Origin of the sequence: Rhodococcus sp. 06-418-5, from assembly GCF_002258285.1 — a bacterium.
GTDB lineage: Bacteria > Actinomycetota > Actinomycetes > Mycobacteriales > Mycobacteriaceae > Rhodococcoides.
Map to the genome: position 1 here is coordinate 360,857 of NZ_NOYE01000014.1, position 25,190 is coordinate 386,046.

Genomic DNA, 25,190 nt, shown 5'->3' on the forward strand with positions numbered 1-25,190 from the left:
TGGAATCCCGACCGCTCCAGTGACACGATGAGTTCCGTGAGCAGAACCGTGCGAGAGCTGTTGACCCGGCACATCGAGGACGGGCTGATGCCGGGGGCAACAGCGTTACTGGGTGGCCCTGATGCAGAACCCGTCGCGGTCGGGTCATCGGCGGTCGGCGGCCCACCGATGGCAGTCGACGCCATCGTCCGGATCCAGTCGATGACCAAGATCGTCACCAGCGTGGCCGCCCTGCGCCTCGTGGAGGCGGGCCGACTGACGCTGGACGACGATGTCGTGCCCTGGCTTCCCGAACTCGCCGGCCTGCCGGTGCTCACCCGCCCCGACGCTGCACTCGACGACACCGTTCCTCGAGAGGGACCGATCACGTTGCGGCACTTGCTGACCAACACCAGTGGGTACGGAATTCAGATGGGAGACACCCCGCTGGCCCGGGCCATGAGGGACAACGGCACCGAAGCAGGCCCCGCGCCGTCTCCGCTCGGCGCGGACGAGTGGTTGGCACGCATGACCGAACTTCCTCTGGCGTTCCAGCCCGGTACCGGGTGGCGCTACCACCACGGCTTCGCGATCCTCGGCATCCTCGTCTCTCGCATCGTCGGCCGGTCTCTGCAGGACCACCTCCGCGACGACCTGTTCACGCCACTCGAGATGCCCGACACCGGACTGTGGGTACCGACCGACCGATACCACCGCCTGACGGCGGCCTACCGGTTGGAGAACGGGTCCTTGATCGAAACCGAACCCGCCGCAGGCGGGCCCTACGCGGGACCGCCCCCTGTCGACGTCAGTCACGGCGAGCTGGTGTCGACGGCGACCGATTTTCACCGCTTCCTTCGTGCGATCGAGACGTCGGTGTCGACCGAGCACCTGGAGCTGATGACACACGACCAGGTGCCTGCGTCGATCAAGACCGACGAGAGTTTCTACCCCGGCTTCTGGCCGGGAACGGGGTGGGGATTCGGCGTCTCGGTCGTCACCGACGGTGACCATCTCGGTCGGTACGGCTGGTCCGGCGGGCAGGGCACCGACTTCTTCGTCGACCCGGACGGGACCATCGGCATCCTGCTGACGCAGACCGAATTGTGCGAGGCCTCCTTCGCGCTGCTGTCGGAGTTCCAGGAACTGCGCTGAGTCGATTCGCAGCGCCTACAGTTGTCGCCGTGAGCGAGAACCGGCTTCGGGCGTGACACAGCCGCTGGCCCGTCGCCTCGGTCTCGTCGACGCCGTCGTCATCGGTGTCGGTTCGATGGTCGGGGCCGGGGTGTTCGCGTCGTTCGCTCCCGCATCGGCCGTCGCAGGGGCGGGCCTGCTCATCGGTTTGGCCGTCGCTGCGGTCGTCGCATTCTGCAACGCCACCTCCTCGGCCCAGCTGGCCGCGCAGTATCCGACGTCGGGCGGCACGTACGTCCACGGCCGTGAGCGGCTCGGCGAGTGGCCGGGCTTTGCGGCCGGGTGGACGTTCGTGATCGGTAAGACCGCGAGTTCGGCGGCCATGGCTTTGGTGTTCGCAGCCTATGTCGCACCTGCCGGTTACACCGAACTCGTTGCGATACTTGCCATCACAGCGCTCACCACGGTGAACTACTTCGGCATCACCCGCACGGCCGTGCTGACGAAGATCTTGGTCACCGCCGTCCTCACCGTCCTCGTCATCGCAGTGGTCCTCGGCCTCACCGGCTCGTCCGTTCCCGCCGTCGACGGACTCGGCTCGTTCACCGAGAACGGGTGGTACGGCATTCTGCAGTCGGCGGGACTGCTGTTCTTCGCCTTCGCGGGCTATGCGCGCATCGCGACCCTCGGCGAGGAGGTCGTCCGACCCGAACGGACCTTCCCATGCGCCATCGTCTCCGCGCTCGGTATCGCATTGCTGGTCTACACGCTCGTTGCGGTGACGTTGTTGACGGTTCTCGGCCCCGAACTCCTGGCCTCGTCGTCTGCCCCACTGGTCGATCTCGCGGTGGCGTCGGGACATTCGTGGGCGTCGCCGGTGATGCGGATCGGTGCCGGCCTGGCTGCGCTGGGGGCGTTGCTCGCGTTGATCGCCGGCATCGGCCGCACCTCCCTGGCGATGGCCCGCCACCGCGACCTGCCGTCGTATCTGGCCGCAGTCCACCCGCGGTACTCGGTGCCGCATCGCGCCGAGATCACCCTGGCTGTGATCGTCTGCGTGCTGGTCCTGACAGTGGATCTGCGTGACGCCATCGGCTTCTCGTCGTTCGGGGTCTTGCTCTACTACCTGGTGGCCAATCTGAGCGCGTTCACCCAGGATGCCGAGCATCGACGCTACCCACGCGCCCTCCAGGTCATCGGCAGCATCGGATGCGTGGTGCTGATCGCCACGTTGCCGATGCCGTCCATCGTCGTCGGAACCGTCGTGGTCGCGCTCGGTGTCGGGTACCGCCTTCTTCGGGTTCGGCAACTGTTCACTTGACGCCTGATTCGGTAGACGTCAATATAGACGGATGTCGAATCAAGACCGTCCCGTCGACGGCGAATGCTGCTCGCCGCTTATCCGTGAGCCCCTCACCGCGGACTGGGCAGGAGATCTCGCCCGCATGTTCAAAGCACTGGGAGATCCCGTGCGGCTTCGCCTGCTCAGCCTCGTCGCCAGCCATGCAGGCGGCGAAGCATGTGTCTGCGACATCTCCCCCGCATTCGACCTCTCCCAACCCACCATCTCGCACCACCTCAAGGTGTTGCGCGAAGCCGGGCTGCTCGACTGCGAACGCCGCGGCACCTGGGTCTACTACTCGGTGATTCCCGCTGCGCTGCAGCAACTTTCCGCCGTGCTGAACGCTGCAGAGTCCACGGAGGTCATGGCATGAGTACGAAAACCGATACTGCCGTGGTCGGCAAGCTCTCCACCCTCGACCGGTTCCTGCCCGTGTGGATCGGCGTGGCCATGGTCGTGGGTCTGCTCCTGGGACGCATGATCCCCGGGCTGAACGACACGCTGTCGGCCATCTCCATCGACGGAGTGTCACTTCCGATTGCCATCGGACTGCTGATCATGATGTACCCGGTGCTGGCCAAGGTTCGCTACGACCGCCTCGATACCGTCACCGGAGACAAGCGCCTGCTGATCGGCTCGTTGGTGCTCAACTGGGTCCTCGGTCCGGCCCTGATGTTCGCTCTCGCATGGCTTTTCCTCCCCGATCTGCCCGAGTACCGAACCGGCCTGATCATCGTCGGCCTCGCTCGATGCATCGCGATGGTCATCATCTGGAACGACCTCGCCTGCGGCGACCGAGAAGCCGCCGCGGTTCTGGTCGCGATCAACTCGGTGTTCCAGGTGTTCATGTTCGCGGTCCTCGGATGGTTCTACCTCTCGATTCTGCCCGGCTGGCTGGGCCTGGACCAGACGACCATCGAGGCGTCGCCGTGGCAGATCGCCAAGTCGGTCCTCATCTTCCTCGGAATCCCGTTGATGGCGGGATTCGCGTCTCGCTTCTTCGGCGAACGTGCCAAGGGCCGCGAATGGTACGAGGAGAAGTTCATCCCCAGGATCGCCCCGTGGGCGCTCTACGGCCTGCTGTTCACCATCGTCGTTCTCTTTGCGCTGCAGGGTGATCAGATCACGTCACAGCCGTTCGACGTGGTGCGTATCGCGCTGCCACTGCTCGTGTACTTCGCGGTGATGTGGGGCGGCGGATATGCCCTCGGTGCCGCGATGGGTCTGGGCTACGAACGCACGACCACCCTCGCGTTCACCGCAGCAGGCAACAACTTCGAGCTGGCGATCGCCGTCGCCATCGCGACCTACGGGGCGACATCCGGGCAAGCCCTCGCCGGAGTCGTCGGACCACTCATCGAGGTACCAGTGCTGGTCGGCCTCGTCTACGTCTCGCTCGCACTGCGCAAACGCTTCTCCCCCGCCGTGTCCACGACCACGTCCCCGAAGGAATTCTGATGTCCGCCACCCCCAGCGTTCTGTTCGTCTGTGTTCACAACGCCGGCCGATCTCAGATGGCCGCCGGATTTCTGACTCATCTCGCCGGCGACGCCGTCGAAGTGCGTTCCGCCGGAAGCGCTCCCGCGGACACCGTCAACTCCGCAGCGGTCGAGGCCATGGCCGAAGTCGGCATCGACATCTCGTCCCAGTCCCCGAAAATTCTGACCCCCGAGGCCGTCGAGACATCCGACGTCGTCATCACCATGGGCTGCGGTGACGCGTGCCCGGTGTTCCCCGGAGTGAGCTACCGCGATTGGGCACTGGCCGACCCGGCAGGCAAAGGCCTCGACGCGGTCCGGCCGATTCGCGACGAGATCAGGAGCCGCATCGAAGACCTGATCGCCGAACTGGTTCCAGCGAAACAGAAATCAGCGTCATGACGACACCGAGCGTGCTGTTCGTCTGCGTCAAGAACGGCGGCAAGTCTCAGATGGCCGCCGGTCTGATGCGCAAGGCGGCGGGCGATTCGGTGGAGGTGCACTCGGCCGGCACGAAACCGGGTGGCGCCGTCAACGCGCTGTCGGCCGAGTCTCTCCTCGAAGTCGGCGTCGACTTGTCGGGCGAAGCGCCCAAGCCGATCGATCCCGATCTGCTCGCCCGTATGAACTATGTCGTCACCCTCGGCAGCGAGGCACACGTGGAACCAGTGGACGGACCGACGTTCGAGAACTGGAACACCGACGAGCCGTCCGAGCGCGGTATCGACGGCATCGAACGCATGCGTATTGTCCGTGACGACATTGCCGCTCGCGTCGAGGAACTCGCATCTCGCATGCGCGGCACCGACGCTTGACTCGAATGAAGTACGACGTGGTGGTGATCGGCGGCGGTCAGGCAGGACTGGCCGCCGGCTACTACCTGCGACGAGCCGGGCTCGACTTCGTCATCCTCGACGACCAGACGCATGCCGGAGGGTCCTGGCAGGACTACTGGCCGTCGCTGCACCTGTTCTCGCCTGCCGAGTACTCGCGACTCCCCGGTTGGCCGATGCCTCGGTGGACGAGCGGGTTCCCTCCGGCATCGCACGTCGTGGACTACCTGCGGGCATACGAGAAGAAGTACGAGTTGCCGGTGCGCAGGCCCGTCGAGGTGAAGTCGGTGCATCGTACGACCGACGACTATCGAGTCGATACCGACGGTGACTCCTTCTGCGCCACAACGATCGTCAATGCCACCGGGACGTGGTCACGACCGTTCTGGCCGAGCTACCCGGGCATGCGCGAGTTCGGCGGGACCCAGCTGCATGCCGCTGACTACCGCGTGCCCGATTCCTTCGCAGGCAAGCGCGTGGGCATCGTCGGTGGAGGGAACTCGGCTGCGCAGATTCTGGCCGAGATCTCCACTGTCGCCGACACCACGTGGTTCACCAACCGCGAGCCGAGGTTTCTCCCCGACGATGTGGACGGCCGAGTGTTGTTCGATGTCGCCAGCGATCGAGCTCGCGCTCTTGCCGAGGGCGCAGCGGATTCCGGCGGGGTCGCCGGTCAGGGAGACATCGTGATGGTCCCGCCGGTGCGAGAGGCTCGCGATCGTGGAGTTCTGCATGCCAGGCCGATGTTCACCGCGCTCACCTCCGACGGTGTCACCGACGGGCACACCACAGAGCGGCTGGATGCGATCGTCTGGTGCACCGGGTTCCGCCCTGCTCTGCATCACCTGCGGCCACTGCACCTGCACGCCGACGGGTCGGGAATCGTGTTGGACAGCAACCATGTTCGAGGTGAACCGAGCCTGATTCTTCTCGGCTACGGCGACTGGACCGGCCCGGCGTCGGCAACGCTCATCGGTGTCGGCCGCACAGCGCGTGCAGCCGTGGACACCATCGTCAACAGCAGAAAGGTGGATCAGTCATGAACACGTACCCCGTAGTGGTGGTCGGCGCAGGGCCCATCGGTCTCGCCGCCGCGGCGCATCTGACCGAAACCGGTTCCCGGGTAGTCGTTCTCGAACGCGGAAAGTTTGCCGGATCGGCAGTGTCCGAGTGGAATCACGTTCGACTGTTCTCCCCGTGGTCCGAGGTCGTCGACCCCGCGGCCGTCCGGCTGCTCGAATCCACCGGCTGGACCGCGCCGGACGGCGACACCTACGCCACCGGACGCGAATGGGTGGAGCAGTACCTCGCGCCCCTGGCCGCCGTTCTCGGCGATGCCGTCCGGGTCGACTCCGAGGTGGTCGGCGTAGCCCGCCGCGGCCGCGACCGCGTCGTCGACGCCGGCCGCGACACCGAGCCGCTGTCGGTGCACATCCGGCATTCCGACGGCAGCGAGGAACGCGTTCTCGCCCGCGCGGTCGTCGATGCGTCGGGCACCTGGGGATCACCGAATCCACTGGGTAGCGAGGGGCTTGCGGCCATCGGCGAGAAGTTCTCCGCCGACAGAATCGACTACCGGGTCCCCGATCTGACCGACCCGGCCACTCGATCCACGTTCGCAGGCAAGCACATCGTCATCGCCGGCAGCGGCCATTCCGCGCTGACCGCGATCATCACCTTCGCCGAACTCGCCGCGGAAGAGCCCGGTACGACGCTCACCTGGGCCGTGCGTCGAGGCGTGACCGCGGAGGTCTTCGGCGGCGGGGACGCGGACGAACTGGCCGCTCGCGGCGCTCTCGGTCAGCGCGCCAAGAAGGCGGTCGACGACGGATTCCTCACCGTGGTCTCAGGCTTCCGCACCGAAACGGTTGCAGTGGAGGGTGATCGGCTCGCTCTGATCGGTGACACCGGATCGCGCATCGAGAACGTCGACCGCGTCGTCGCTCTGACCGGGTTCCGCCCGGATCTGTCCTGGCTGTCCGAGGTTCGTCTCGACCTCGACCCCACCCTGCAGGCACCGAAGTTCGTCGCCGAGTTGGTGGATCCGAACCTGCATTCGTGTGGATCGGTGTCACCGCACGGCGTCGAGGAACTCACCCAGCCCGAGCCGGGCCTGTATCTGGTGGGCATGAAGAGCTACGGCCGTGCACCGACATTCCTGGCGATGACCGGATACGAGCAGGTCCGCAGCATCGCAGCCGAACTCGCGGGTGACCACGAGGGCGCGCGGAAAGTGGAGCTGACGCTTCCCGACACCGGAGTCTGCGGCGGCGCGGGCCTGTTCGACGAGCCCGACGCCCCGTCGACCGGCGGTTGCTGCAGCGTGCCCCGAGAAGCCGAGGCACAACTGACCTGACTGTCCACTGTTTCGCTTCGGAAGCGGGATCGCACCGCCCGGCCGGAATTGTGGACGGTCAGCTCACCTACGGCTTCAGCCGAAGGCCTGATACCCCAGCCACCCGGCGAGACCGAGCCCCAGAATCCCGACCGCAATACGCAGAATGATCGGCGAGATCACCTTGACCGTCGGTGGCCCGCAGGCACCGCCGGCGAAGCAACCGATCGCCAGCGCGAGCGCAGCCCACCAGTTCACCTGACCGGAGAACGAAAAGATGATTGCGGCAATCAGGTTCGCGATACCGAGGAAGAAGCTCTTCAGAACGCTTGCGCGCCAGAACGTATCCGCCGTGCAGATCAATGCCAGCGCGAGGAAGATGACCCCGGCCCCGGCCCCGAAGTAGCCCCCGTAGATCGCGACCGCGAACAGCGCCAGCGGATAGAGCGTCGGAAACTGCCTGCCTCCGGACAGCTTTCGGATACTCGGCTGCAGCAGTAGCGCGATGGCTGCCATGGCGACCAGGAACGGCACGACCACCTCGAACGAACCGTCCGGCGTGTTGAGCAGCAGAATCGCACCCGTGGTGCCGCCCAGCGCCGAGTAGATCGCGTAGCGAACCAACTGCTTACCGTCCTTGGCCAGCTCGGCCGAGGAGCTCACCGTCGCTCCGACACCGGCCGCGACCAACGCAACAGTGTTCGTCACGTTCGCCGATACCGCAGGCAAACCCACTGCGAGCAGAGCAGGGTAGGACACGAGCGATGCGAGCCCGGTGACGAACCCGATGAGCCCGGCGAAGAACCCGGCCACCACCAGAAGTCCGAAATCGAGCACAGTCACCGAATGAAACTACCGCGCCTAACTATCTGGCCTGAACCTCAGGCTCATTCGACGGGGTTCGCCATCTCCTGCAGCAACCGGCTCGTCATCCGCACTGCCTGGTCTCCACCGTCCGCGTCCTCGATGTACACCGCGAATGCGACGTCACCACTGGTGGCGAGGACGAAGCGGTCGTCGCCACTGTCCCCGGCGAATCCCTGCACACCGTCGAACGTGTCGAGACCGCTACTGCTCGACGAGTCGGCGAGTATGCCGCGCAACCGGTTTACCGCATCCGACCCCATTGCCTTGGACTCTCGATCGGCGACTGCGGTCTGCCCCGCGACGATCGTCGGAGTCGGAGCGCTGCCCCGAGAGATCGCGGCTGCCATCTGCGCGAGTCCGAACGGAGTCACGGTCGCCTCGTCACCGGAGGCAGTGGACACGGTCCTGATGCCGTCGATCGCACTGCGGCTGGCGGCGGGAGATCCTGTGTGGGCGTCGAGTCCCGGCATCGAGTAGTTGATACCGAGTCCCAAGCCGGCAGCTGCGTCTTCGGCACTGTCGTCGCCGCGATCGGACTGCACGGCCCGCACGAGCTCAGACGCGGTTCCTGCCGGGTAGGAGCCCCCGAACACCACGTCGCCCTGCTCGGTGGCGTAACTGTTCTGTGCCGCAGCGAGAATCGCGCCGGTCGAGGTGGACACGGCGACGATCGACGCCGACGATCCCGCCATGACGACCGCATTCTCGGCTGCCAACTGGATGCGCGGATCGAGTGTCGCGTGCAGGTCCGGCCCGCCCGGTCCTTGGAATCCGACGCGGCGTTCGCCCGTTCCGTCGACGGTGTAGGTGTCGACGGCCCAGCCTGCGGTGGCGTCGCGTCCTTCCTGCCATGCGGCGCGCAGCGAATCCAGCACGGGAGAGGTGATCCGACGATCGTCGACGATCAGTTTGGGTTGCGGCGAGACCACGACGCCCGGCACGGCGCGCAGGTCGTCTTCGAGGACGGCGAAGTCGTCGTCACGCAAGGTCACGGCGGTGATCGGTGCGCCGCCGGCCGAAATCAGTTCGGCCAGCATCGATTCGGAGGTGATGAGCGGGGCGACGACGTCGATGACATCCGCTAGTTGCGCCGTGGACGTGGCCGGATCGCTCATCTGCGCCGGGTCGAGGGAGATGGCGTTGATGGTGCGCTCGCTCATCAGCACGTTGTTCGCGGCGTCGAAGATCAGCGGCGGGGCGGCGTCGGTCCGGGTGTAGCGGACCGATCCGCCCGAGGTGAGGTCGGGGACGAGGGTGGCCGGATCCCACGCGATGCGCCAACCCACGCTGAGCTTCTTGGTCGAGCCCTGTGCGCTGTACTTCCAGTCCTTGCCCTCACCGAAGTTCCAGGCGGACGCCAGGGTGAAGAATCCACTCTCGTCCGAGAGGTCCATGTACTGGGTCAGGTCGAAGTCACCGGTGGACGTGCCACCGGCCGACAAGCCGTCGAACATCTGGTTCAGCGCGGCCGTCGCGGCGTTCGGGTAGGTCGTCATCGCGGCAGCGGCCGCGACATCGCGGTTGTCCAGGGCGTCGACGAACTTCGAGACCAGCACCTCGGCCTCGCTCGGCGGGCGATCGACCATCCAGAACACTGCCGAGACCGTCAACGTCGCCGATGCTGCAACGGCGACGAGGTAGCGACCGCGGACCTTGCGCGGGCCACGACGGGCACGACTCATAGAACTCATGAGTCACAATATTCACTGTAGTCACACGAGTAACAAGCACGGGATTCATACGAGCCGGTCACGATTGAGACTCGGCCGCAGCCGATTCACCGCAGAAAACGACCCGCAGCCTCGATGGCCGGGCCCGAACTGCCCGCGTCGTTCACGAACACCGCGAACGCGAGATCGCCCGAGATCCCGACGAACCAACCGTGGGCGCCTTCGTTGTTGGCACCGAACTCCGCGGTGCCGGTCTTGCCGAGCAACCCGGGGATGTCATTGAGAGCCGTCGCTGTGCCGCCGGTGATCGTCTCGCGCATCATGGTCTTGATCTGCTCGGTGACCTGCGGGTTCACCGCTGCCGGCTGCATGTTGCCCACGCCCGGCTCTCCGACGACGACCGTCGGCGGCAGCAATCCGTTGTTCGCGATCGACGACGCGACCAGCGCCATTCCGAACGGCGACGCGGTCACCTGTCCCTGACCGATGGCGGACTCCACGCGCTGCGCCGGGGTGTCGGCCGACGGGACCGAGCCGGTGACGGTCGTCAGACCGGGGGTGACGTAGTCGACGCCGAGGCCGTACTGCGCGGCCGCGTCGGTCAGTCCGTTCGGCGGGAGTGCCACACCGAGGCGGCCCATCGTCGTGTTGCAGGACTTGGCGAAGGCGGTGTGGAGCGGCACGTCGCCGAGATCGAAGTTGTCGTCGTTCGGGATCTGCCTGCCTTCGATGTTCTCCGTCGCCGGGCACGGCAGCACGGTATCGGGGGTGACGGCACCGGACTGCAGTGCAGCCGAGGTGGTCACCGTCTTGAACGTCGACCCCGGCGGGTACAGGCCGGTCAGCGCGATCGGGCCCTCGGCATCGGCGGCGGCATTCTGCGCCACTGCCAGAACCGCCCCCGTCGACGGCCGAAGCGCGACAATGGCCGCCTGCTGCGGCAGCGAAGCAAGGGCATTCTCTGCTTTGAGTTGCAGTGCCGAATCCAGGGTGGTCGCAATATCGTCGCCGGTTCCGGCATCGCGTCCCGCCAGCGGAGTGACGGTGCCGTCCGCTGCAACAGCCTGTACAGCCCATCCACGATTGGCCGCCTGCTCCTGCTCCCACAGCGTCGTGAGGTCGTTGAGGACCGGCGACACGAGGTTGCGGTCGGTGGCGAGCAACCGCGTCTGCGGGGCCAGGGTGACTCCGGGGACGGTCGCGAGCTGAGCACCGATGGGGTCGATGTCCGCCTGACGAAGCAACACGATGGTGGCCGAATTACCCTGCGCTGCAGCCACAGTCGAGGTGACGTACTCGGCGGTGATACCCGGGACGACGGATCCGACGAGGTTCGCGACAGCCACGGGATCGGCCGTAGCATCGACGTTGACCAGGGTGACCACCTGCTGCGACATCAGCTCGACGCCGTTGCCGTCGAAGATGCGCGGCGCGACGAGCGCGTCGGTCGGTGTGAAGCGCACCGACGAGTCGGCCGTCAGGCCCGGCACCAACATCGCTGGGTCCCAGGTGATCTTCCAGCCCTGCTCGGTCTCCGCCGCGGTCGCCGAGGTCGTGTAGTTCCATTCCTTCGGCTCGCCGTCGGGTTCGGCGGTGCCGTCGGTGGTCGTCGAGAAGCGCCAACCGGCATTCAACGTGAACGTGCCGGTATCGGCGTTGGCGTCGGTGGCCTCGAAATCGGGAGTTGCCGTCACCGTTCCGCCTGCCGAAAGCCCGTCGTACAGCTCGGTGAGGGCTGCCGTCGCGCCGGCCGGATCGGTGGTCAACGCAGCCGCTTGGTCGATGTTCGCACTGTTGACCGCGGCGGCGAACTGCTCGGCGACAGTCTGCGGCTGATCGGGCCCACTCTGACCGCAGGCGGCGAGCACCAATGCCAGTACGGACACGATCGCGGCCAGAGTCGTGGGTCTTCTCGAAGTGCGCACGGGGTCGATCATGCCCCAGTGCGTACGCGAAACACTGGTGGCACGATCTCGAAAGGAGGTGTAATTATGTAATCAGTCTTACAACACAACCGAAGGAGTCCTCATGAAACCCAACGGACGCTCGTTCGGCCGCCCCGGCGGCTGGCAGCACGCAGACATTCCGGACGCCACCGACGCCGCCGACTGGTTCGGTGGCCGACTCCCGGACACCTGGTTCGACGGTGCCGCCTCGGTCGAGGTCGACCGAGAGGAGATCGTCGTCGTCGGAACATTGCCTGCAGAGCCGGACACTTCACCGGCCACCAACGAGGGTCGCATCGCACGGTTCCGAGAAACGACCCGCGGCGACCGCATGCAGATCGCCGCCGAGGCCGAGAAGCGATACGGACGCAAGGTCGCCTGGGGTGTGAGGACCGGATCCGACGTGGTCCTGTTCACCCACCTCGCGGTACCGGTCATGACCCGCCTGCGTCAGCCCGAGCGTCGCGTCCTGGACACCCTCGTCGACGCCGGCGTCGCTCGCTCCCGCGCGGACGCCCTCGCGTGGGCCGTCAAGCTGGTCGGAGAACACACCCAGGAGTGGTTGGACGAGCTCCGCGGCGCCATGGAGACGGTCGACGATCTGCGCAAGAAGGGCCCGACGATCTAATTCGATTGCGCGCTCGCGGGGTTCGGGGTTAGCGTGGGTCCTGCCCTGTTGCCCACAGATTCGGAGAGGCCATTGCTCTTCCAAAGGTTCTAGACGCCTGCAGATCGTCCGCATGCACACCTTTGGAGCGCCCATGCCTCATTCATCCTCCCTTTCTGTCTCGAACCTGACGTTCTCCTGGCCCGACGGCGACCCCGTGTTCGACGCCTTGTCGGCCATCTTTACCAGCGGCACAACAGGTCTCGTCGGTTCCAACGGCGCGGGGAAGTCGACCTTACTGAGGTTGCTCGCCGGGGAATTGGTACCGCAACGAGGTTCCATCACGATGCCGGGCGTCTTGGGCTACCTGCGACAGGACATCACACTGGACCCCGATCTACCCGTGGATCGGGTACTGGCCATCGATTCGGTGCGAGAAGCATTGCATCGCATCGAATCCGGTTCCGCCGACGAGGAAGACTTCGCAGTCGTCGGGTCGGCCTGGGACATCGAGGAACGCGCTCTGGCGTTGCTGGACAAGCTCGGCCTCGGCAGCGTCGTCGAGTCCCTCCACGACCTGGATCGCCGAATCGGCACCCTGTCGGGCGGCGAGGCCACGCTGCTCACTCTCACCGCGGAGCTACTGGCCGAGCCCGACGTACTACTGCTGGACGAACCGACCAACAACCTCGATCGGGTTGCGCGACAACGGTTGTACACAGCGGTCGACGGGTATTCGGGTGTGCTGATCGTGTGCACTCACGACCTCGAACTGCTCGAACGCGTCGACTCCATCGCCGAGGTGCGGGCAGAGCGCAGTGGAGTCTCGCGGCTGCGCATGTTCGGCGGCAACTACCGGCACTATCGCTCGGTGATCGACGCCGAACAGGAGGCGGCGCGGGCAACGGTCCGCGACGCGAAGAACGACGTCCGCAAGCAGGAACGCGAATTGATCGACACCCGAATCAAACTCGACCGCCGTCTGCGGTACGGCAAGAAGATGGAAGAGCAGAAGCGCGAACCCAAGATCATCATGGGTGCGCGAAAACGCGCCGCACAGGAATCGGCCGGAAAGCTACGCGGTACCCACACCGATCGCGTCGACGACGCCAGATCGTCGCTCTCGGCCGCCGAGGACCTCGTGCGCGACGACCGCGAGATACGCGTCGACCTCCCGGCAACGAAAGTCCATCCCGGACAGGTCGTTCTGACCCACGACGAGCTCACTGTCGTCGGTCCCGAACGCATCGCTCTGGTCGGGCCGAACGGCAGCGGCAAGACCACACTGCTACGGGCTCTGGACGCCACCGGAGCCGAGGTTCCGTGGAAGTACCTACCGCAGCGACTCGACATCTTCGACGAGACTCGCACCGTCGCCGACAACGTCGCAGACGTCGCGCCACAGGCCACCGCCGAACGAATCCGAGGCCAACTCGCGCGCTTCCTGTTCCGCGGATCCGACGCCGACGCCGTCGTCGCGACCCTCTCCGGAGGAGAGCGACTGCGCGCCGCACTGGCACGAATTCTGCTGGCAGAGCCCGCTCCGAAACTACTGATGCTCGACGAGCCCACCAACAACCTCGACATCACCAGCCGACAACACCTCATCGACGCACTCGAGACATTCGAAGGTGCACTGATCGTCGCAAGCCACGACCGACCGTTCCTCGACGCCATCGGCCCGACCCGCACCATCGACCTCACCCCGACCGTCGAGTCACCCGAAGAAGCGCCCACCCGAGAAGCGCCCACCCGTGAGGAGTCAATGTGACGTTCAGTGGCCTTTTCGGGGGTCAATGTCACGTTGAGTGGACCGGAGTGGAGCCTGCGGAGCGACCCACAGGCGCAGTGGGCAAGAATCGCGGGGTGGAGTACGCCTCGAATGCAGACGATGGGACACGGATTGCGTACACGGTGGTGGGGTCAGGCCCACCACTGTTGATGGTGCACGGCAGTTTTCTGACGCACACGATCTGGCGGACGTTCGGGTATGTGAAGGCGCTGCGCGGCAGTCGGCAGTTGATTCTGATCGACAGTCGCGGGCACGGCCGCAGCGACAAGCCCCATACTCCCGACGCGTATGCGATGAGCATCATCGTCGGCGATCTGACTGCGGTGCTCGACGCAGTGGGTGTCGACACCGTCGACTATCTCGGCTATTCGTTCGGGGCCCGGGCGGGCTTGGCGTTGACCGCGGCGAGGCCCGAACGAGTGCGATCACTGGCCGTGGGCGGCGGTAGTCACGGCGCTCAGGCCGGAGCGTTCGATCGCCTGTTCTTCCCGGGATGCGCGGATGTGTTGGAGCACAGTGGCATGGACGGGTTCCTCGAGGCGTGGAACAACCACCGCATGTTCCCGATCGATCCCGGTACGCGAGCGGTGTTCTCCGCCAACGACGCTCAGGCAATGGCCGCGTACATCCGAGCCAATGACGCCGATCCCGGACTACCGGACGAGACGCTGCAGCACTTCACCCAGCCGTCGCTGTTCTACGTCGGCTCGCAGGACGGCACCCGGCTCGACGACACGCGCGCTGCCGCAGCGTTGGTACCGAACTCCGAATTGCATGTCATCCGCGGATTCGATCATGCGACGACGATGGCGGCCTCCGCAGAAGTGCTCGGCGTCCTCGAACGGTTCTGGGGCAGGTGACCTGAGCGTCCACAATTCGCCTCGAGAATCGGGATCCCGTCTCCCGCAGGCAAATTGTGGACAGTCACATCACCTCTTCAGCGCAGGAAACTGGTCGTCGCGCCACTCGGTCTCCAGCGGACCCACGGCCGCATCCTCACGAGCGCGCAATTCCACACGGCGGATCTTGCCGGAGATCGTTTTCGGTAGCTCGAAGAATTCGATGCGACGCACGCGCAGGAACGGAGCCAGGTGCTCGCGTGCGTATTTCAAGATCTCGAATGCGGTGTCCTCGTTGGGTTCCCAGCCCGACGCCAATGCCACGTATGCCTTGGGAACGGCCAGTCGCGTCTCGTCGGGGGCGGGCACCACTGCTGCCTCGGCAACGGCGGGGTGTTCGATGAGTACGCTTTCGAGCTCGAACGGGGAGATCTTGTAATCCGAGGCCTTGAACACGTCATCGGTGCGGCCGACGTAGGTGATGTACCCCTCGGAGTCCCGTGATGCGACGTCGCCGGTGTGGTAGTAACCGTCGGCCATGACGGCGGCATTGCGTTCGGGGTCACCGAGGTAGCCGGTCATCAGGTTGAACGGGTGCTGGGCCAGGTCGAGGCAGATCTCGCCCTCGTCGGCGAGTTCGCCGGTGGTGGGGTCGACGATCACCACCGGGACGCCCGGCAACGGCCTACCCATGGAGCCGGACTTGAGTACCGCACCAGGCGTGTTGGCCACCAGTGCAGTGGTTTCCGTCTGCCCGAACCCGTCGCGGATACTCAGGCCCCACTCCTGCTGGACCCGCGAGATCACCTCGGGATTGAGCGGTTCACCGGCTCCGATCGCCTCGCGGAGCGAGCCGCCGCCGCCGGCGAGATCGGCCTGAATCAGCATGCGCCACACGGTCGGTGGTGCGCAGAACGTCGTCACCTCGGCGCGCCGGATCTGCTCGAGCAGTGCTTTCGCGTCGAACTTGCCGTAGTTGTAGATGAAGATGGTCGCCTCGGCGATCCACGGGGCGAAGAAGCAACTCCACGCGTGCTTGGCCCACCCCGGGGAGCTGATGTTCAGGTGCACATCTCCCGGGCGCAGCCCGAGGAAGTACATGGTGCTCAGATGCCCTACGGGATAGGAGATCTGAGTGTGCTCGACGAGTTTGGGCTTGCTGGTGGTGCCGGAGGTGAAGTACATCAGCAGTCGGTCGGTGGGAGCGGTCACCGACTCGAACGATCGAGCTTCGACATCACGGGCCCCGGAATAGTCGACCCAACCGTCGGAGGCGGAGGTGGCGATACGCAGGTAGTCGCCGGGGACGTCGTCGAATTTGCCGGTGTCCGAGGGGTTCACGATCACTGCTCGCGCATTGCCGCGTACCACGCGGTCGGTCAGGTCGGAGGATCCGATGGCCGTGGTGGTCGGCATCAACACAGCGCCCAACTTCATGACCGCGAGCATCGCTTCCCACAACTCCACCTGATTGCCGAGCATCAGGATCACCGAGTCACCGCGGCCGATTCCCTGCTGTTCGAGCCACCGAGCAACCTGGTCGGAGCGACGAGCGATGTCGTCGAAGCTGTACTTGGCCTCGCTGCCGTCCTCCTCGACTATCCACAGCGCGGTGCCGTCGTTGCCTCGTGCGATCGCGTCGAACCAATCGATCGCCCAGTTGAACGTCTCACCGAACGACGGCCACTCGAAAGTGTCAACGGCGCGGTCGTACTCGCCGTAGGCGTCGAGCAGTAGATCGCGAGCGTTCCTGAATGCCGTGTATGCCGATTCGGCCATGTTTCCTCCTGCGCGTGTGATGCCCATCACCGTCACGGTAGGTGAGATGAACAATTGCTCGCTACCCCTGAACGGGGGTGGCAACTCGGCTGGCCTCGACCACCGTGGCCATCGGATACTTCGCGATCGCAGGTGCACTGGGGACAGTCCGCGCAGCATTTTCCGGCTATTGGGCCGCAGGTGGACGGTGGATGCTCGATACCGTCGGTGCCTTCGCCACGGAGTGGGTCGACAGCGACCCGGCAACAGCGCGAACGGCACTGCTGGTGCTCGCGCTGGTCGAACTCGGCGCGGCGATTCTTCCGGCCCTGGCGTACATGAACCGGCCGCGCCTGGCAGCACAGAACCGGACCAGGATGCCGTCGTTGATCCTCGGCATCTCCTGGCCCGGCTCGGTGCTGCTGATCCTCTGGGGCGGGGCGTCGTTCGTCGGCGCGGTGATCGGCTTGATCGCATCGGACGAGAATCGAAGTGTCAAGTACGGGCACTTGTTCTTCGACGGCATCTTCCTGCTCTGGGGTGCCGCGCTTCTGACGGCACTGATCCTCGCGCGAAAGACCGCGTACCAGCCGCGTTAGATGCGCTCCCCCGTCTCGGGGTGGAAGAGGTGGATCGCACCGTCGAGGCGTGTCAGGCCGATGCTCTCGCCGATCCTCGCCGGGGCACGTACTGCCGAACGCGCCACCAACGACACCGGTCCCCCGTCGAGCCCCTTGACCTTCGGGTCGTCGAGGTGTGCGTAGACGTAGGACTCGCTGCCCAACTCCTCGATGAGATCGACCTTTCCTTCGAATCCTTCACCGCCACCGTGCACGATGCCGAGATTCTCGGGCCGCATTCCGATGGTGACCTCGTCGATTCCCAGGCTCGCGAGCTTGGTCAGTTCGTCGCGCTCGAGCGGGAGCAGGAACTTGCCGATCTGCACGCCGCCCGAGCCGATGGGTACCGTCATCAGGTTCATCGCCGGGGAGCCGATGAATCCTGCGACGAACGCGTTGACGGGGTTGTCGTACAGGTCTGTGGGAGAGGCGAACTGCTGCAGTTTGCCGCCGCGCAGGACGGCGACGCGATCGCCCATCGTCATGGCCTCGACCTGATCGTGGGTGACGTAGACCGTCGTGGTGCCGAGTCTGCGCTGCAGCGCCGCGATCTGCGTACGCGTCTGCACCCGTAGCTTGGCGTCGAGGTTGGACAGCGGCTCGTCCATGCAGAACACCTGCGGTTCGCGAACGATTGCGCGGCCCATGGCAACTCGCTGACGCTGGCCGCCCGAGAGCTTGCCGGGCTTGCGGTCGAGGTACTCGGTGAGATCGAGCAGACGGGCCGCTTCCGCGACGCGTGCCTGACGCTTCTCGAGGCTCACTCCGCGCATCTTGAGCGCGAAGCCCATGTTCTCCCCGACGGTCTTGTTGGGGTAGAGCGCGTAGTTCTGGAAGACCATGGCGATGTCGCGGTCCTTGGACGGAACGCCCACCATGTTCTTGCCGCCGATTTCGATTGCGCCACCGTCGATCTCTTCGAGACCGGCGAGCATGCGCAGGGCGGTGGACTTGCCGGAGCCGGACGGTCCGACCAGGACGACGAACTCGCCGTCCTCGATCTCGAGGTCGAGGGAATCGACGGCGAGCGAATCGGCACCTTCGTAGACGCAGGATGCCTTCTTGTACTTGATTGCAGCCATGAGACTTTCTCCTATTTGATGGCGCCGAAGGACAGACCGCGCACGAGCTTGTTCTGCGCGAACCATCCGGCAAGGACGACGGGGAGTGCTGCGAACGTCGCAGCGGCGGACAGCTGGGCCCAGTACAGGCCCTGGCCGGTGATGAATCCGACGAGGTACACCGGAATCGTCTGAGCCTGAACGGCAGTGAGGTTGACGGCGAAGAAGAACTCGTTCCACGAGAAGATCACGCAGATCAACGACGTCGCCGCGATACCGGGAGAGACGAGCGGCAGGATCACCTCGCGTACCGAGGTCCACAGCGACGCACCGTCCATGCTGGCGGCCTCGAGCAGTTCGGCCGGCACCTCCATGAAGAACGAACGCATCATCCATACGGCGATCGGAAGATTCATCGCGGTGTAGAGGACCACCAGGGCCCAGATGTTGTCGAGCATGCCGATGTCACCGACGATGACGTACAGCGGAACGATGACGGCCACGACGGGCAGCATCTTGGTGGAGATGAAGAAGAACAGCACGTCCTGGGTCTTCTTGACCGGCCGCAGCGACAGCGCAAACGCCGCTGGAACACCCAGCAGCAGAACCAGAATCGTCGACACGATCGTCGCGAACGCCGAGTTCAGCAGGGTGGTGCCGATGCCGCTCTCGAGGACACCTCGGTACTGATCGAGGGTGGGGGTGAAGATCAGCTTCGGCGGGTTGGAGTAGGCGTCGGCCTCCTGCTTGAAGCCGGTGATGACCATCCAGAGCACCGGGAAGAAGAAGGCGATGCCGGCCACCCAGGCGACGAACGACCAGACCGTGCCCGGGCCCCACTTGCTCTTCTTGCGGATCTCCTGGCCGTCGGAGGTCTGTGTGACGGCCTTGTTCTTGCTCGTGGTTGCCGTGCTCATCACGCCGCCTCCTCGTTTGCGCTGAAGCTCTTGAAGATCAGTCTCAGCGCCAGAGTGCTGAGGATGATGGTCGCCACCACGGTGACGACACCCATGGCCGCGGCCTGACCGATGTCGAATCCGAGGAAGGCCCGTTGGTAGATGTAGAACGGCAGGTTGGCCGACGCGACTCCCGGTCCACCGGAGGTCATCATGTAGACGGCGTCGAAGGTGTTGACGAGGTAGATGGCACCGAGAACCGTGCCCAGTTCGATGAACCGGCGCAGGTGCGGCAACGTCAACTCGCGGAAGAGTTTGAACGGGCCCGCCCCGTCGACGCGTGCGGCCTCGGCGATGTCCTTGGGCATGGACTGCAGCCCGGCGAGGATGAGCAGCATCATGAACGGCGTCCACTGCCACACCAGGTTCGTCATGACCGCGGCCAGCGGGAACCGCGAGACCCAGTCGATCTCGCCGACCCCGAACGGGCTCAGCGCGAAATTGATCAGACCGAAGACGGGATCGAACATCGTCGTCTTCCAGATCAGCGCACCGGCGACCGGGGTGACGAGGAACGGGGTGATCAGCAGCGTGCGAATGAGGCTGCGCCCGATGAACTTTCGATCGAGCAGCAACGCCAGGGCCAGACCGAGCACCACCGAGATGATCACCGTTCCGACGATCATGATCACGGTGTTCATCGCGACCTCGCGGAACTGACTGTCGCGGAAGACGTCGATGTAGTTGTTCAGACCGTTGAACTCACGCGAACCGGGACGAACGAGGTTCCAGGACTGCGTCGAGTAGTACAGCGTGAACAGGAACGGAATCTGGGTGACGATGATGGCGAACACCAAGGCGGGCAACAGCGGTCCGCGCCGACGCCACCCCTCGGCCTTGGAGATCGTCCTCGGTCTCGGTACGAACTTCTCCGGTCCGGCCGGAGCCGTCCGTTCTTCGGTGGTGGTCATCCCTGGTCCTCCTGGTAGGTCCTGCCGACCACTTCGGCGTATTGCTGCGCTTGATCGAGAGCGTCGTCGACACTGATCTGCCCGGCGACTGCGGCACTGATCTGTTGACTGACCCGGGTACCGAGGTCCTGGAACTCCGGAATGGTCAGGAATTGGACTCCGGTGTACGGAACCGGATCCACGGTGGGGTTGTTCGGGTCGGCACTGTCGATGGAGTCGAGGGTCAGCTGACCGTAGGCCGCCGATGCCTCCGCGTACTCGGGAATCTCGTAGGTCGACAGGCGACTACCGGGAGGCACCCGCTCCCAACCGAGTTCGTTACCGACCTTGTTCAGGTACTCCTTGCTGGTCATCCACGAGACGAACTTCCACGCGTCGTCGGGAGCCTCGCTGGTCTTGGGGATTCCGAGGGCCCAGGAGTACAACCAACCGTTGTCGCCCTTGGCCGCCGACGGGGCCTTGGCGTAACCGATCTGCCCGACGACATTGCTCGACGACGGGTCCTCGAGTACCGAGACGGCCGAGGTGGCGTCGTACCACATTGCGGTGTTGCCCTGCGAGAGTTGCGTTCCGCACTCGCTGAAGCCACTGGTGGCCGCGCCGGCCTGACCGTGCTCACGCACGGTGTCGACGTAGAACTGCACGGCTTCTCGTACCTCGGGACTGTTCAACTGAGCGTTCCAGTTCTCGTCGTACCAGCGGCCGCCGAACGCGTTGATGACGGTGTTGAGCGGCGCGAGCACCTCACCCCAACCGGGCTTGCCGCGCAGGCAGATTCCGGAGAGGCCGGGGCTGTCGAGTGCCGCGGCGGCATCGGCCACCTGCTGCCACGTCGGCTCCTCCGGCATCGTGATGCCTGCGGCCTCCATGAGATCCTTGCGGTACATCAGGAACGACGACTCACCGTAGAACGGCACGGAGTACATGCTGCCCTCGTACGACAGCGACTCCTTCAACGTCGGGATGAAGTCGTCCTCGTCGTACCCCGGCGTGGCGTCCGCGTACTCGGAAAGGTTGGTCAGCCAACCGTTCTCGGCCCACTGCGGGGTCTCGAAGTTGCTGATCATCACCACGTCGAACTCGCCGCCACCGGTCGCGACCGAGGCCGTGATCTTGGCACGGGCCTCGTTCTCCGACAGCGACACGAACTTCAGGTTGATGCCAGGGTTTTCCGCCTCGAACTCCGGAGCAAGCGAGATGGCGTCGGACATCTGCGAATTCGAGACGATCGCAACGGTGATCGTCGTACCGTCACCGTCACCACCGAACGAGCCGGCACCGGCACATCCGGACAGAACCAAGGTCGTCGCGAGCGAGCCCGCGACAACCACTTTCGGTAATACCCTCACTGAAATACCTTTCCATTGGAGGTCGCCGTTGCTGGAGCTTGCGCAACGAGCCAACGTGCACTTTCGATATCGGTGACCAGGATCGAGGCCAGGCCACCCCGCAGAGCACCGAGCAACGCTTCGTGTTTGCGCTGTCCGCCGGTGACGAGCACAGCCCGATCGCAGGCCCTGATGGCGTCGAGTCCCACCGAGACGGTTCGGCCGGGAAGCGATCCTCCGGTGTCGTTGCCGTCGGCGTCGTAGAACCGGCCGCCGATCTCACCGACCGCACCGAGTCGACGCAGTTCGTCGAGCACCTCGAGGTCGATGAAGCTGCCCTCGAACAACGTGGTGGACGTGGAAACGGGACCGATGCCGTACATCATCACATCGGCATCGGTCCCGGCCTTGAGGGCGCGTGAGATCACCGAATCCTGCTCCAACGCAACAACCGTCGCCTGATCTGCGTACAGCGGCGCATTGAGCCTGATGGGTGTCGCCTGCAGGTACGCAGCACACCGCCCGAGCGTGTATTCGACGCCGGTCTGGTAGTCGGCCGAGGTGATGGAACCGTCGAGTTGCACCACCGCAGCACATTTGGTGGATCGCGTCTTCAACGAGCTCGCAACCGCCACCGTCTCGGGTCCCCAGGTGAAGCCGAGAACGTCCTGATCCTTGAGGCGACGCGAGAGCAACGTCGCCGCCGCTCGACCCAGGGACCCGTAGCCGGCATCGGTGCCGTCGATGACGTCCGATACGACGAGCACCTCGGTCAATCCGAACTGCGCCTCGAGTTCCCGTTCGAGTTCGGCGTGGACGGTGCCCTGGAGATCGTCGGGAACGTTGATCTCGATCGTCACCAGACCCTGGGTGCGAGCCCGTGCAACGAGCCGGCCTGCCGTCGGGCGCGAGACGCCGAGCTTGACGGCGATCTCGGCCTGAGTCGCGCCTTCGAGGTGGTACATGGTTGCGGCGCGCAGAGCCAGGCGTAGATCCTCTCCGGACCGCGAAGGCTTCGCTCCCCCGGTGCCGGACGTCGATCCGTCCATGTCCGCCTCCCTGAAATGTGAGCAGATGCTCAACTCGTGTTCATCTGCTCACTAAGCTAACATTAAGGTGTGATCTACACAACACCCCCTCGCCACCAGCGACCCGTGCCACAATCCATGCAGGCCAGCGTCCTGACCGGAGTGCAGGAGATACGACTCGAAGAACGGCCCGTCCCCACGCCCGCGCACGACGAGGTCCTCGTGCAGGTCACGGCAGTCGGAGTGTGCGGTTCCGACGCGCACTACTACCGCGAAGGGCACATCGGCGACTACGTCGTCGACGGTCCGCTCGTACTCGGGCACGAAGCAGCGGGTGTCATCGTGGCCGTGGGCTCCGAGGTCTCCGACACCCGCGTCGGGCAGCGCGTGTCCATCGAGCCGCAGCGCCCCGATCCCACCAGCGCACCGTCCCGGGCAGGCCGCTACAACCTGTGCCCGGCCATGGAGTTCTTCGCGACGCCGCCCATCGACGGTGCGCTCGCGGAGTACGTGCTGATCCAGTCGACCTTCGCCCACGACGTCCCCGACGACATCTCCGACGAGGCCGCAGCCCTCTTCGAGCCACTGTCGGTCGGCATCGCATCGGCCCAGAAGGCACGCATCTCCGCAGGCTCGAGCGTGCTCATCGCGGGCGCGGGTCCCGTCGGGCTCGTCACCGCGCAGGTCGCGCGCGCGTTCGGTGCCACCGAGGTGATCGTCACCGATATCGACGCTTCCCGCCGCGCCAACGCCGAGAGATTCGGCGCGACGCGCGTACTCGACCCAGCCGCCGAGGACGTGCGCGCACTGACGGTCGACGCCTTCGTCGACGCCTCCGGTGCGGCCCGAGCCGTGGTCGACGGCATCCACGCCGTCCGACCCGCAGGCACGGTCGTCCTCGTCGGCATGGGCGGGTCGGATTATCCGCTGCCGATCTCGCGGATCCAGAACCGAGAACTGCTGCTCACCGGCGTCTTTCGCTACGCCAACACATGGCCGATCGCACGCGCGCTGGTGGCGTCGGGCATGGTTGATCTCGACGCGATGGTGACGGCGCGGTTCGGACTCGACGGCGTCGAGGATGCACTGAACGCCGACCGGCAACCCGGAAGCATCAAAGCCGTAGTGATTCCAGGACTTTCGAAGGAGACCAACGCATGAAGTTGAACTCGCAGAACCTCGCCGACTTCATCGAGGACGTCGCCGTCCCGACGTACGACCGGTCCGAGGTGACGGTGGGCATCGTGCATTTCGGCGTCGGCGGCTTCCATCGAGCGCACCAGGCGATGTACGTCGATCGTCTGCTCCAGCAGGGGCAGGCGATGGACTGGGGAATCTGCGGCGTCGGGGTACTGCCCGGCGACCGGCGAATGAACGACGTCATGCACGCTCAGGACTGCCTGTACACGTTGGCGCTCAAGCATTCCGACGGCACGTGGGACACCCGAGTCATCGGTTCCATCGTCGAGTACCTGTTCGCGCCGGACGACGCCGAGGCCGTGATCGAGAAGATGGCCGCCGAAACGACCAAGATCGTCTCGCTCACCATCACCGAGGGTGGCTACAACTTCTCCGCAACGACGGGCGAGTTCGACGCGGAGAATCCGGCGATCGTCGCCGATCTTGCCGAGGGCGCTGTACCCGCAACGACATTCGGGCTCGTCACCGAGGCGTTGGCTCGACGCAAGGAACGCGGCATGACGCCCTTCACCATCATGTCCTGCGACAACATCGAGGGCAACGGCCATATGGCGCAGTCGACGTTCACGACGTTCGCGCGACTGAAGGATCCGGCGTTGGCCGACTGGATCCGGGCAGAAGGCGCGTTCCCCAATTCGATGGTCGATCGCATCACACCGGTCACGACACCGGAAGTGACCGAACAGCTTTCGCTGCGGTACGCCATCGACGACCAATGGCCCGTCGCGGGCGAGCCGTTCACGCAGTGGGTGCTCGAGGACAACTTCACCCTCGGCCGTCCGCCGCTGGAAGACGTGGGCGTGCAGGTGGTCGAGGACGTCACCCCCTACGAGCTGATGAAGCTGCGGTTGCTCAATGCCAGTCATCAGGCGCTCGCGTACTTCGGTTACCTCAGTGGCTATCGCCTCGTCCACGACGTGTGCCAGGATTCGCTGTTCTCGGAGTTCCTGCTCGCCTACATGGACGAGGAGGCAACCCCGACGCTGCAGCCGGTCCCCGGCATCGATCTGACCGACTACAAGAGGACGCTGATCGAGCGGTTCTCCAATCCCGAGATCCGCGATACCGTCGCGCGCCTGTGTGCCGAGTCCTCGGACCGAATTCCCAAGTGGCTCTTGCCTGTCATCCGCAAGAACCTCGAGACCGGCGGTGAGATCGCCCGCTCCACCGCGGTGGTGGCCAGTTGGGCTCGCTACGCCGAGGCCGTCGACGAGTCCGGCGAGCCCATCGAGATCGTCGACCAGTTGAAGGATTCACTGGTGCCGATCGCGCAGAGTCAGCGCGAGAACCCCACGGCCTTCATCGCGAACCGCGCAGTGTTCGGGGATCTGATCGACAACGAGCGCTTCGTCGCCGAGTACACGAAACAACTGTCGTCTCTGCAGGAGCAGGGCGCGCGAGCGACGCTCCGGATGCTCATTTAGCACTAAGTTAGCGTACGTCACCCATATGTGGATATAGAATGAGCGTGCCCGAAAACCAGCCATACGACAGGCGCACAAATCC

At 65.1% G+C, this 25,190-nt stretch carries 23 protein-coding genes; 14 read left to right on the forward strand and 9 right to left on the reverse strand.

From position 1 onward, the window contains the following. Nucleotides 1-36 precede the first annotated feature (36 nt). The 8 genes from CH274_RS11630 to CH274_RS11665 all read left to right on the forward strand — a co-directional run bounded on the left by CH274_RS11630 (nucleotide 37) and on the right by CH274_RS11665 (nucleotide 7,122). Nucleotides 37-1,134: a serine hydrolase domain-containing protein gene (locus CH274_RS11630; protein ID WP_218829207.1), complete on the forward strand. Its 1,098-nt coding sequence runs from the start codon at nucleotides 37-39 to the stop codon at nucleotides 1,132-1,134. Nucleotides 1,135-1,249: 115 nt separating this feature from the next. Continuing rightward, a complete protein-coding gene (locus tag CH274_RS11635; protein WP_094657584.1) occupies nucleotides 1,250-2,434 on the forward strand; it encodes an APC family permease in 1,185 nt (394 codons plus the stop codon). A 31-nt stretch (nucleotides 2,435-2,465) separates the two neighbouring features. Then, nucleotides 2,466-2,828: an ArsR/SmtB family transcription factor gene (locus CH274_RS11640; protein ID WP_094630562.1), complete on the forward strand. Its 363-nt coding sequence runs from the start codon at nucleotides 2,466-2,468 to the stop codon at nucleotides 2,826-2,828. Further along, entirely contained in the window at nucleotides 2,825-3,913 is a 1,089-nt protein-coding gene (arsB, locus tag CH274_RS11645) for an ACR3 family arsenite efflux transporter (protein ID WP_094657505.1), read from the forward strand. The genes CH274_RS11640 and arsB overlap by 4 nt, the downstream gene beginning before the upstream one ends. Next, nucleotides 3,913-4,335: an arsenate reductase ArsC gene (locus CH274_RS11650; protein WP_094657506.1), complete on the forward strand. Its 423-nt coding sequence runs from the start codon at nucleotides 3,913-3,915 to the stop codon at nucleotides 4,333-4,335. The genes arsB and CH274_RS11650 overlap by 1 nt, the downstream gene beginning before the upstream one ends. Beyond that, a complete protein-coding gene (locus CH274_RS11655) occupies nucleotides 4,332-4,748 on the forward strand; it encodes an arsenate-mycothiol transferase ArsC (RefSeq protein WP_094657507.1) in 417 nt (138 codons plus the stop codon). The genes CH274_RS11650 and CH274_RS11655 overlap by 4 nt, the downstream gene beginning before the upstream one ends. 5 nt (nucleotides 4,749-4,753) lie before the next feature. Next, entirely contained in the window at nucleotides 4,754-5,809 is a 1,056-nt protein-coding gene (locus CH274_RS11660) for an ArsO family NAD(P)H-dependent flavin-containing monooxygenase (protein WP_094657508.1), read from the forward strand. Continuing rightward, nucleotides 5,806-7,122, forward strand: coding sequence for an FAD-dependent oxidoreductase (locus CH274_RS11665; protein WP_094657509.1), 1,317 nt, complete (start codon nucleotides 5,806-5,808; stop codon nucleotides 7,120-7,122). The genes CH274_RS11660 and CH274_RS11665 overlap by 4 nt, the downstream gene beginning before the upstream one ends. A gap of 75 nt (nucleotides 7,123-7,197) precedes the next feature. Here CH274_RS11665 and CH274_RS11670 read toward each other — a convergent pair whose 3' ends face one another. From CH274_RS11670 to CH274_RS11680, 3 genes are all read right to left on the reverse strand, one after another. Continuing rightward, the gene (locus tag CH274_RS11670) at nucleotides 7,198-7,944 is read right to left on the reverse strand and encodes a sulfite exporter TauE/SafE family protein (protein WP_032396677.1); all 747 of its coding nucleotides are present in this window, start codon (nucleotides 7,942-7,944) and stop codon (nucleotides 7,198-7,200) included. Nucleotides 7,945-7,988: 44 nt separating this feature from the next. Further along, entirely contained in the window at nucleotides 7,989-9,650 is a 1,662-nt protein-coding gene (locus CH274_RS11675) for an NTF2-like N-terminal transpeptidase domain-containing protein (RefSeq protein ID WP_179275715.1), read from the reverse strand. 95 nt (nucleotides 9,651-9,745) lie between these two features. Beyond that, the gene (locus tag CH274_RS11680) at nucleotides 9,746-11,575 is read right to left on the reverse strand and encodes a penicillin-binding transpeptidase domain-containing protein (RefSeq protein ID WP_094657510.1); all 1,830 of its coding nucleotides are present in this window, start codon (nucleotides 11,573-11,575) and stop codon (nucleotides 9,746-9,748) included. Between the two features lie 91 nt (nucleotides 11,576-11,666). Here CH274_RS11680 and CH274_RS11685 point away from each other — a divergent pair, with 91 nt between their 5' ends. The 3 genes from CH274_RS11685 (at nucleotide 11,667) to CH274_RS11695 (ending at nucleotide 14,843) form a co-directional block, all read left to right on the forward strand. Next, nucleotides 11,667-12,212, forward strand: a complete 546-nt coding sequence (locus tag CH274_RS11685; RefSeq protein WP_094646074.1) for a hypothetical protein — start codon at nucleotides 11,667-11,669, stop codon at nucleotides 12,210-12,212. A gap of 133 nt (nucleotides 12,213-12,345) precedes the next feature. Next, complete coding sequence (locus tag CH274_RS11690) at nucleotides 12,346-13,962, forward strand: ABC-F family ATP-binding cassette domain-containing protein (RefSeq protein WP_094657511.1); 1,617 nt, start codon at nucleotides 12,346-12,348, stop codon at nucleotides 13,960-13,962. Between the two features lie 95 nt (nucleotides 13,963-14,057). Then, a complete protein-coding gene (locus CH274_RS11695) occupies nucleotides 14,058-14,843 on the forward strand; it encodes an alpha/beta fold hydrolase (RefSeq protein WP_094646409.1) in 786 nt (261 codons plus the stop codon). 69 nt (nucleotides 14,844-14,912) lie between these two features. On the opposite strand, the gene CH274_RS11700 is transcribed toward CH274_RS11695, so the two are convergent. Next, nucleotides 14,913-16,628, reverse strand: a complete 1,716-nt coding sequence (locus tag CH274_RS11700; RefSeq protein WP_371828379.1) for an AMP-binding protein — start codon at nucleotides 16,626-16,628, stop codon at nucleotides 14,913-14,915. A gap of 50 nt (nucleotides 16,629-16,678) precedes the next feature. Between CH274_RS11700 and CH274_RS11705 the strand changes: the two genes are divergently transcribed. Continuing rightward, nucleotides 16,679-17,179, forward strand: a complete 501-nt coding sequence (locus CH274_RS11705; RefSeq protein ID WP_218829208.1) for a DUF3995 domain-containing protein — start codon at nucleotides 16,679-16,681, stop codon at nucleotides 17,177-17,179. On the opposite strand, the gene CH274_RS11710 is transcribed toward CH274_RS11705, so the two are convergent. Genes CH274_RS11710 through CH274_RS11730 form a run of 5 tightly spaced genes read right to left on the reverse strand, consistent with a single transcriptional unit; the run spans nucleotide 17,176 to nucleotide 22,505 of the window. Beyond that, complete coding sequence (locus CH274_RS11710) at nucleotides 17,176-18,282, reverse strand: ABC transporter ATP-binding protein (RefSeq protein ID WP_032396682.1); 1,107 nt, start codon at nucleotides 18,280-18,282, stop codon at nucleotides 17,176-17,178. The two genes, CH274_RS11705 and CH274_RS11710, sit on opposite strands and share 4 nt — an antisense overlap. 11 nt (nucleotides 18,283-18,293) lie before the next feature. After that, nucleotides 18,294-19,178 carry a carbohydrate ABC transporter permease gene (locus CH274_RS11715; RefSeq protein WP_094630571.1) on the reverse strand — a complete coding sequence of 295 codons (885 nt, stop codon included), beginning with the start codon at nucleotides 19,176-19,178 and terminating at the stop codon, nucleotides 18,294-18,296. After that, nucleotides 19,178-20,128 carry a carbohydrate ABC transporter permease gene (locus CH274_RS11720; RefSeq protein WP_045197339.1) on the reverse strand — a complete coding sequence of 317 codons (951 nt, stop codon included), beginning with the start codon at nucleotides 20,126-20,128 and terminating at the stop codon, nucleotides 19,178-19,180. Before CH274_RS11720 ends, CH274_RS11715 begins: the two co-directional genes overlap by 1 nt. Then, nucleotides 20,125-21,477, reverse strand: coding sequence for an ABC transporter substrate-binding protein (locus CH274_RS11725; RefSeq protein WP_441344292.1), 1,353 nt, complete (start codon nucleotides 21,475-21,477; stop codon nucleotides 20,125-20,127). Before CH274_RS11725 ends, CH274_RS11720 begins: the two co-directional genes overlap by 4 nt. Next, complete coding sequence (locus CH274_RS11730) at nucleotides 21,474-22,505, reverse strand: sugar-binding transcriptional regulator (protein ID WP_094657512.1); 1,032 nt, start codon at nucleotides 22,503-22,505, stop codon at nucleotides 21,474-21,476. Before CH274_RS11730 ends, CH274_RS11725 begins: the two co-directional genes overlap by 4 nt. Nucleotides 22,506-22,622: 117 nt before the next feature. On the opposite strand from CH274_RS11730, the gene CH274_RS11735 reads away from it, so the two are divergent. Both CH274_RS11735 and CH274_RS11740 read left to right on the forward strand, forming a co-directional pair. Continuing rightward, nucleotides 22,623-23,645, forward strand: coding sequence for an NAD(P)-dependent alcohol dehydrogenase (locus CH274_RS11735; RefSeq protein WP_045197342.1), 1,023 nt, complete (start codon nucleotides 22,623-22,625; stop codon nucleotides 23,643-23,645). Next, nucleotides 23,642-25,108, forward strand: coding sequence for a mannitol dehydrogenase family protein (locus tag CH274_RS11740; RefSeq protein ID WP_094657513.1), 1,467 nt, complete (start codon nucleotides 23,642-23,644; stop codon nucleotides 25,106-25,108). The genes CH274_RS11735 and CH274_RS11740 overlap by 4 nt, the downstream gene beginning before the upstream one ends. The last annotated feature ends 82 nt before the right edge of the window (nucleotides 25,109-25,190 follow it).

Coding starts and splice junctions, on each gene's coding strand:
- CH274_RS11635 (WP_094657584.1), top strand. CDS start 1,250: ATGGTCGGGGCCGGGGTGTTCGCGTCGTTCGCTCCCGCATCGGCCGTC.
- CH274_RS11640 (WP_094630562.1), top strand. CDS start 2,466: ATGTCGAATCAAGACCGTCCCGTCGACGGCGAATGCTGCTCGCCGCTT.
- arsB (WP_094657505.1), top strand. CDS start 2,825: ATGAGTACGAAAACCGATACTGCCGTGGTCGGCAAGCTCTCCACCCTC.
- CH274_RS11650 (WP_094657506.1), top strand. CDS start 3,913: ATGTCCGCCACCCCCAGCGTTCTGTTCGTCTGTGTTCACAACGCCGGC.
- CH274_RS11655 (WP_094657507.1), top strand. CDS start 4,332: ATGACGACACCGAGCGTGCTGTTCGTCTGCGTCAAGAACGGCGGCAAG.
- CH274_RS11660 (WP_094657508.1), top strand. CDS start 4,754: ATGAAGTACGACGTGGTGGTGATCGGCGGCGGTCAGGCAGGACTGGCC.
- CH274_RS11665 (WP_094657509.1), top strand. CDS start 5,806: ATGAACACGTACCCCGTAGTGGTGGTCGGCGCAGGGCCCATCGGTCTC.
- CH274_RS11675 (WP_179275715.1), bottom strand. CDS start 9,650: ATGAGTCGTGCCCGTCGTGGCCCGCGCAAGGTCCGCGGTCGCTACCTC.
- CH274_RS11680 (WP_094657510.1), bottom strand. CDS start 11,575: ATGATCGACCCCGTGCGCACTTCGAGAAGACCCACGACTCTGGCCGCG.
- CH274_RS11685 (WP_094646074.1), top strand. CDS start 11,667: ATGAAACCCAACGGACGCTCGTTCGGCCGCCCCGGCGGCTGGCAGCAC.
- CH274_RS11690 (WP_094657511.1), top strand. CDS start 12,346: ATGCCTCATTCATCCTCCCTTTCTGTCTCGAACCTGACGTTCTCCTGG.
- CH274_RS11700 (WP_371828379.1), bottom strand. CDS start 16,628: ATGGGCATCACACGCGCAGGAGGAAACATGGCCGAATCGGCATACACG.
- CH274_RS11710 (WP_032396682.1), bottom strand. CDS start 18,282: ATGGCTGCAATCAAGTACAAGAAGGCATCCTGCGTCTACGAAGGTGCC.
- CH274_RS11715 (WP_094630571.1), bottom strand. CDS start 19,178: ATGAGCACGGCAACCACGAGCAAGAACAAGGCCGTCACACAGACCTCC.
- CH274_RS11720 (WP_045197339.1), bottom strand. CDS start 20,128: ATGACCACCACCGAAGAACGGACGGCTCCGGCCGGACCGGAGAAGTTC.
- CH274_RS11730 (WP_094657512.1), bottom strand. CDS start 22,505: ATGGACGGATCGACGTCCGGCACCGGGGGAGCGAAGCCTTCGCGGTCC.
- CH274_RS11735 (WP_045197342.1), top strand. CDS start 22,623: ATGCAGGCCAGCGTCCTGACCGGAGTGCAGGAGATACGACTCGAAGAA.
- CH274_RS11740 (WP_094657513.1), top strand. CDS start 23,642: ATGAAGTTGAACTCGCAGAACCTCGCCGACTTCATCGAGGACGTCGCC.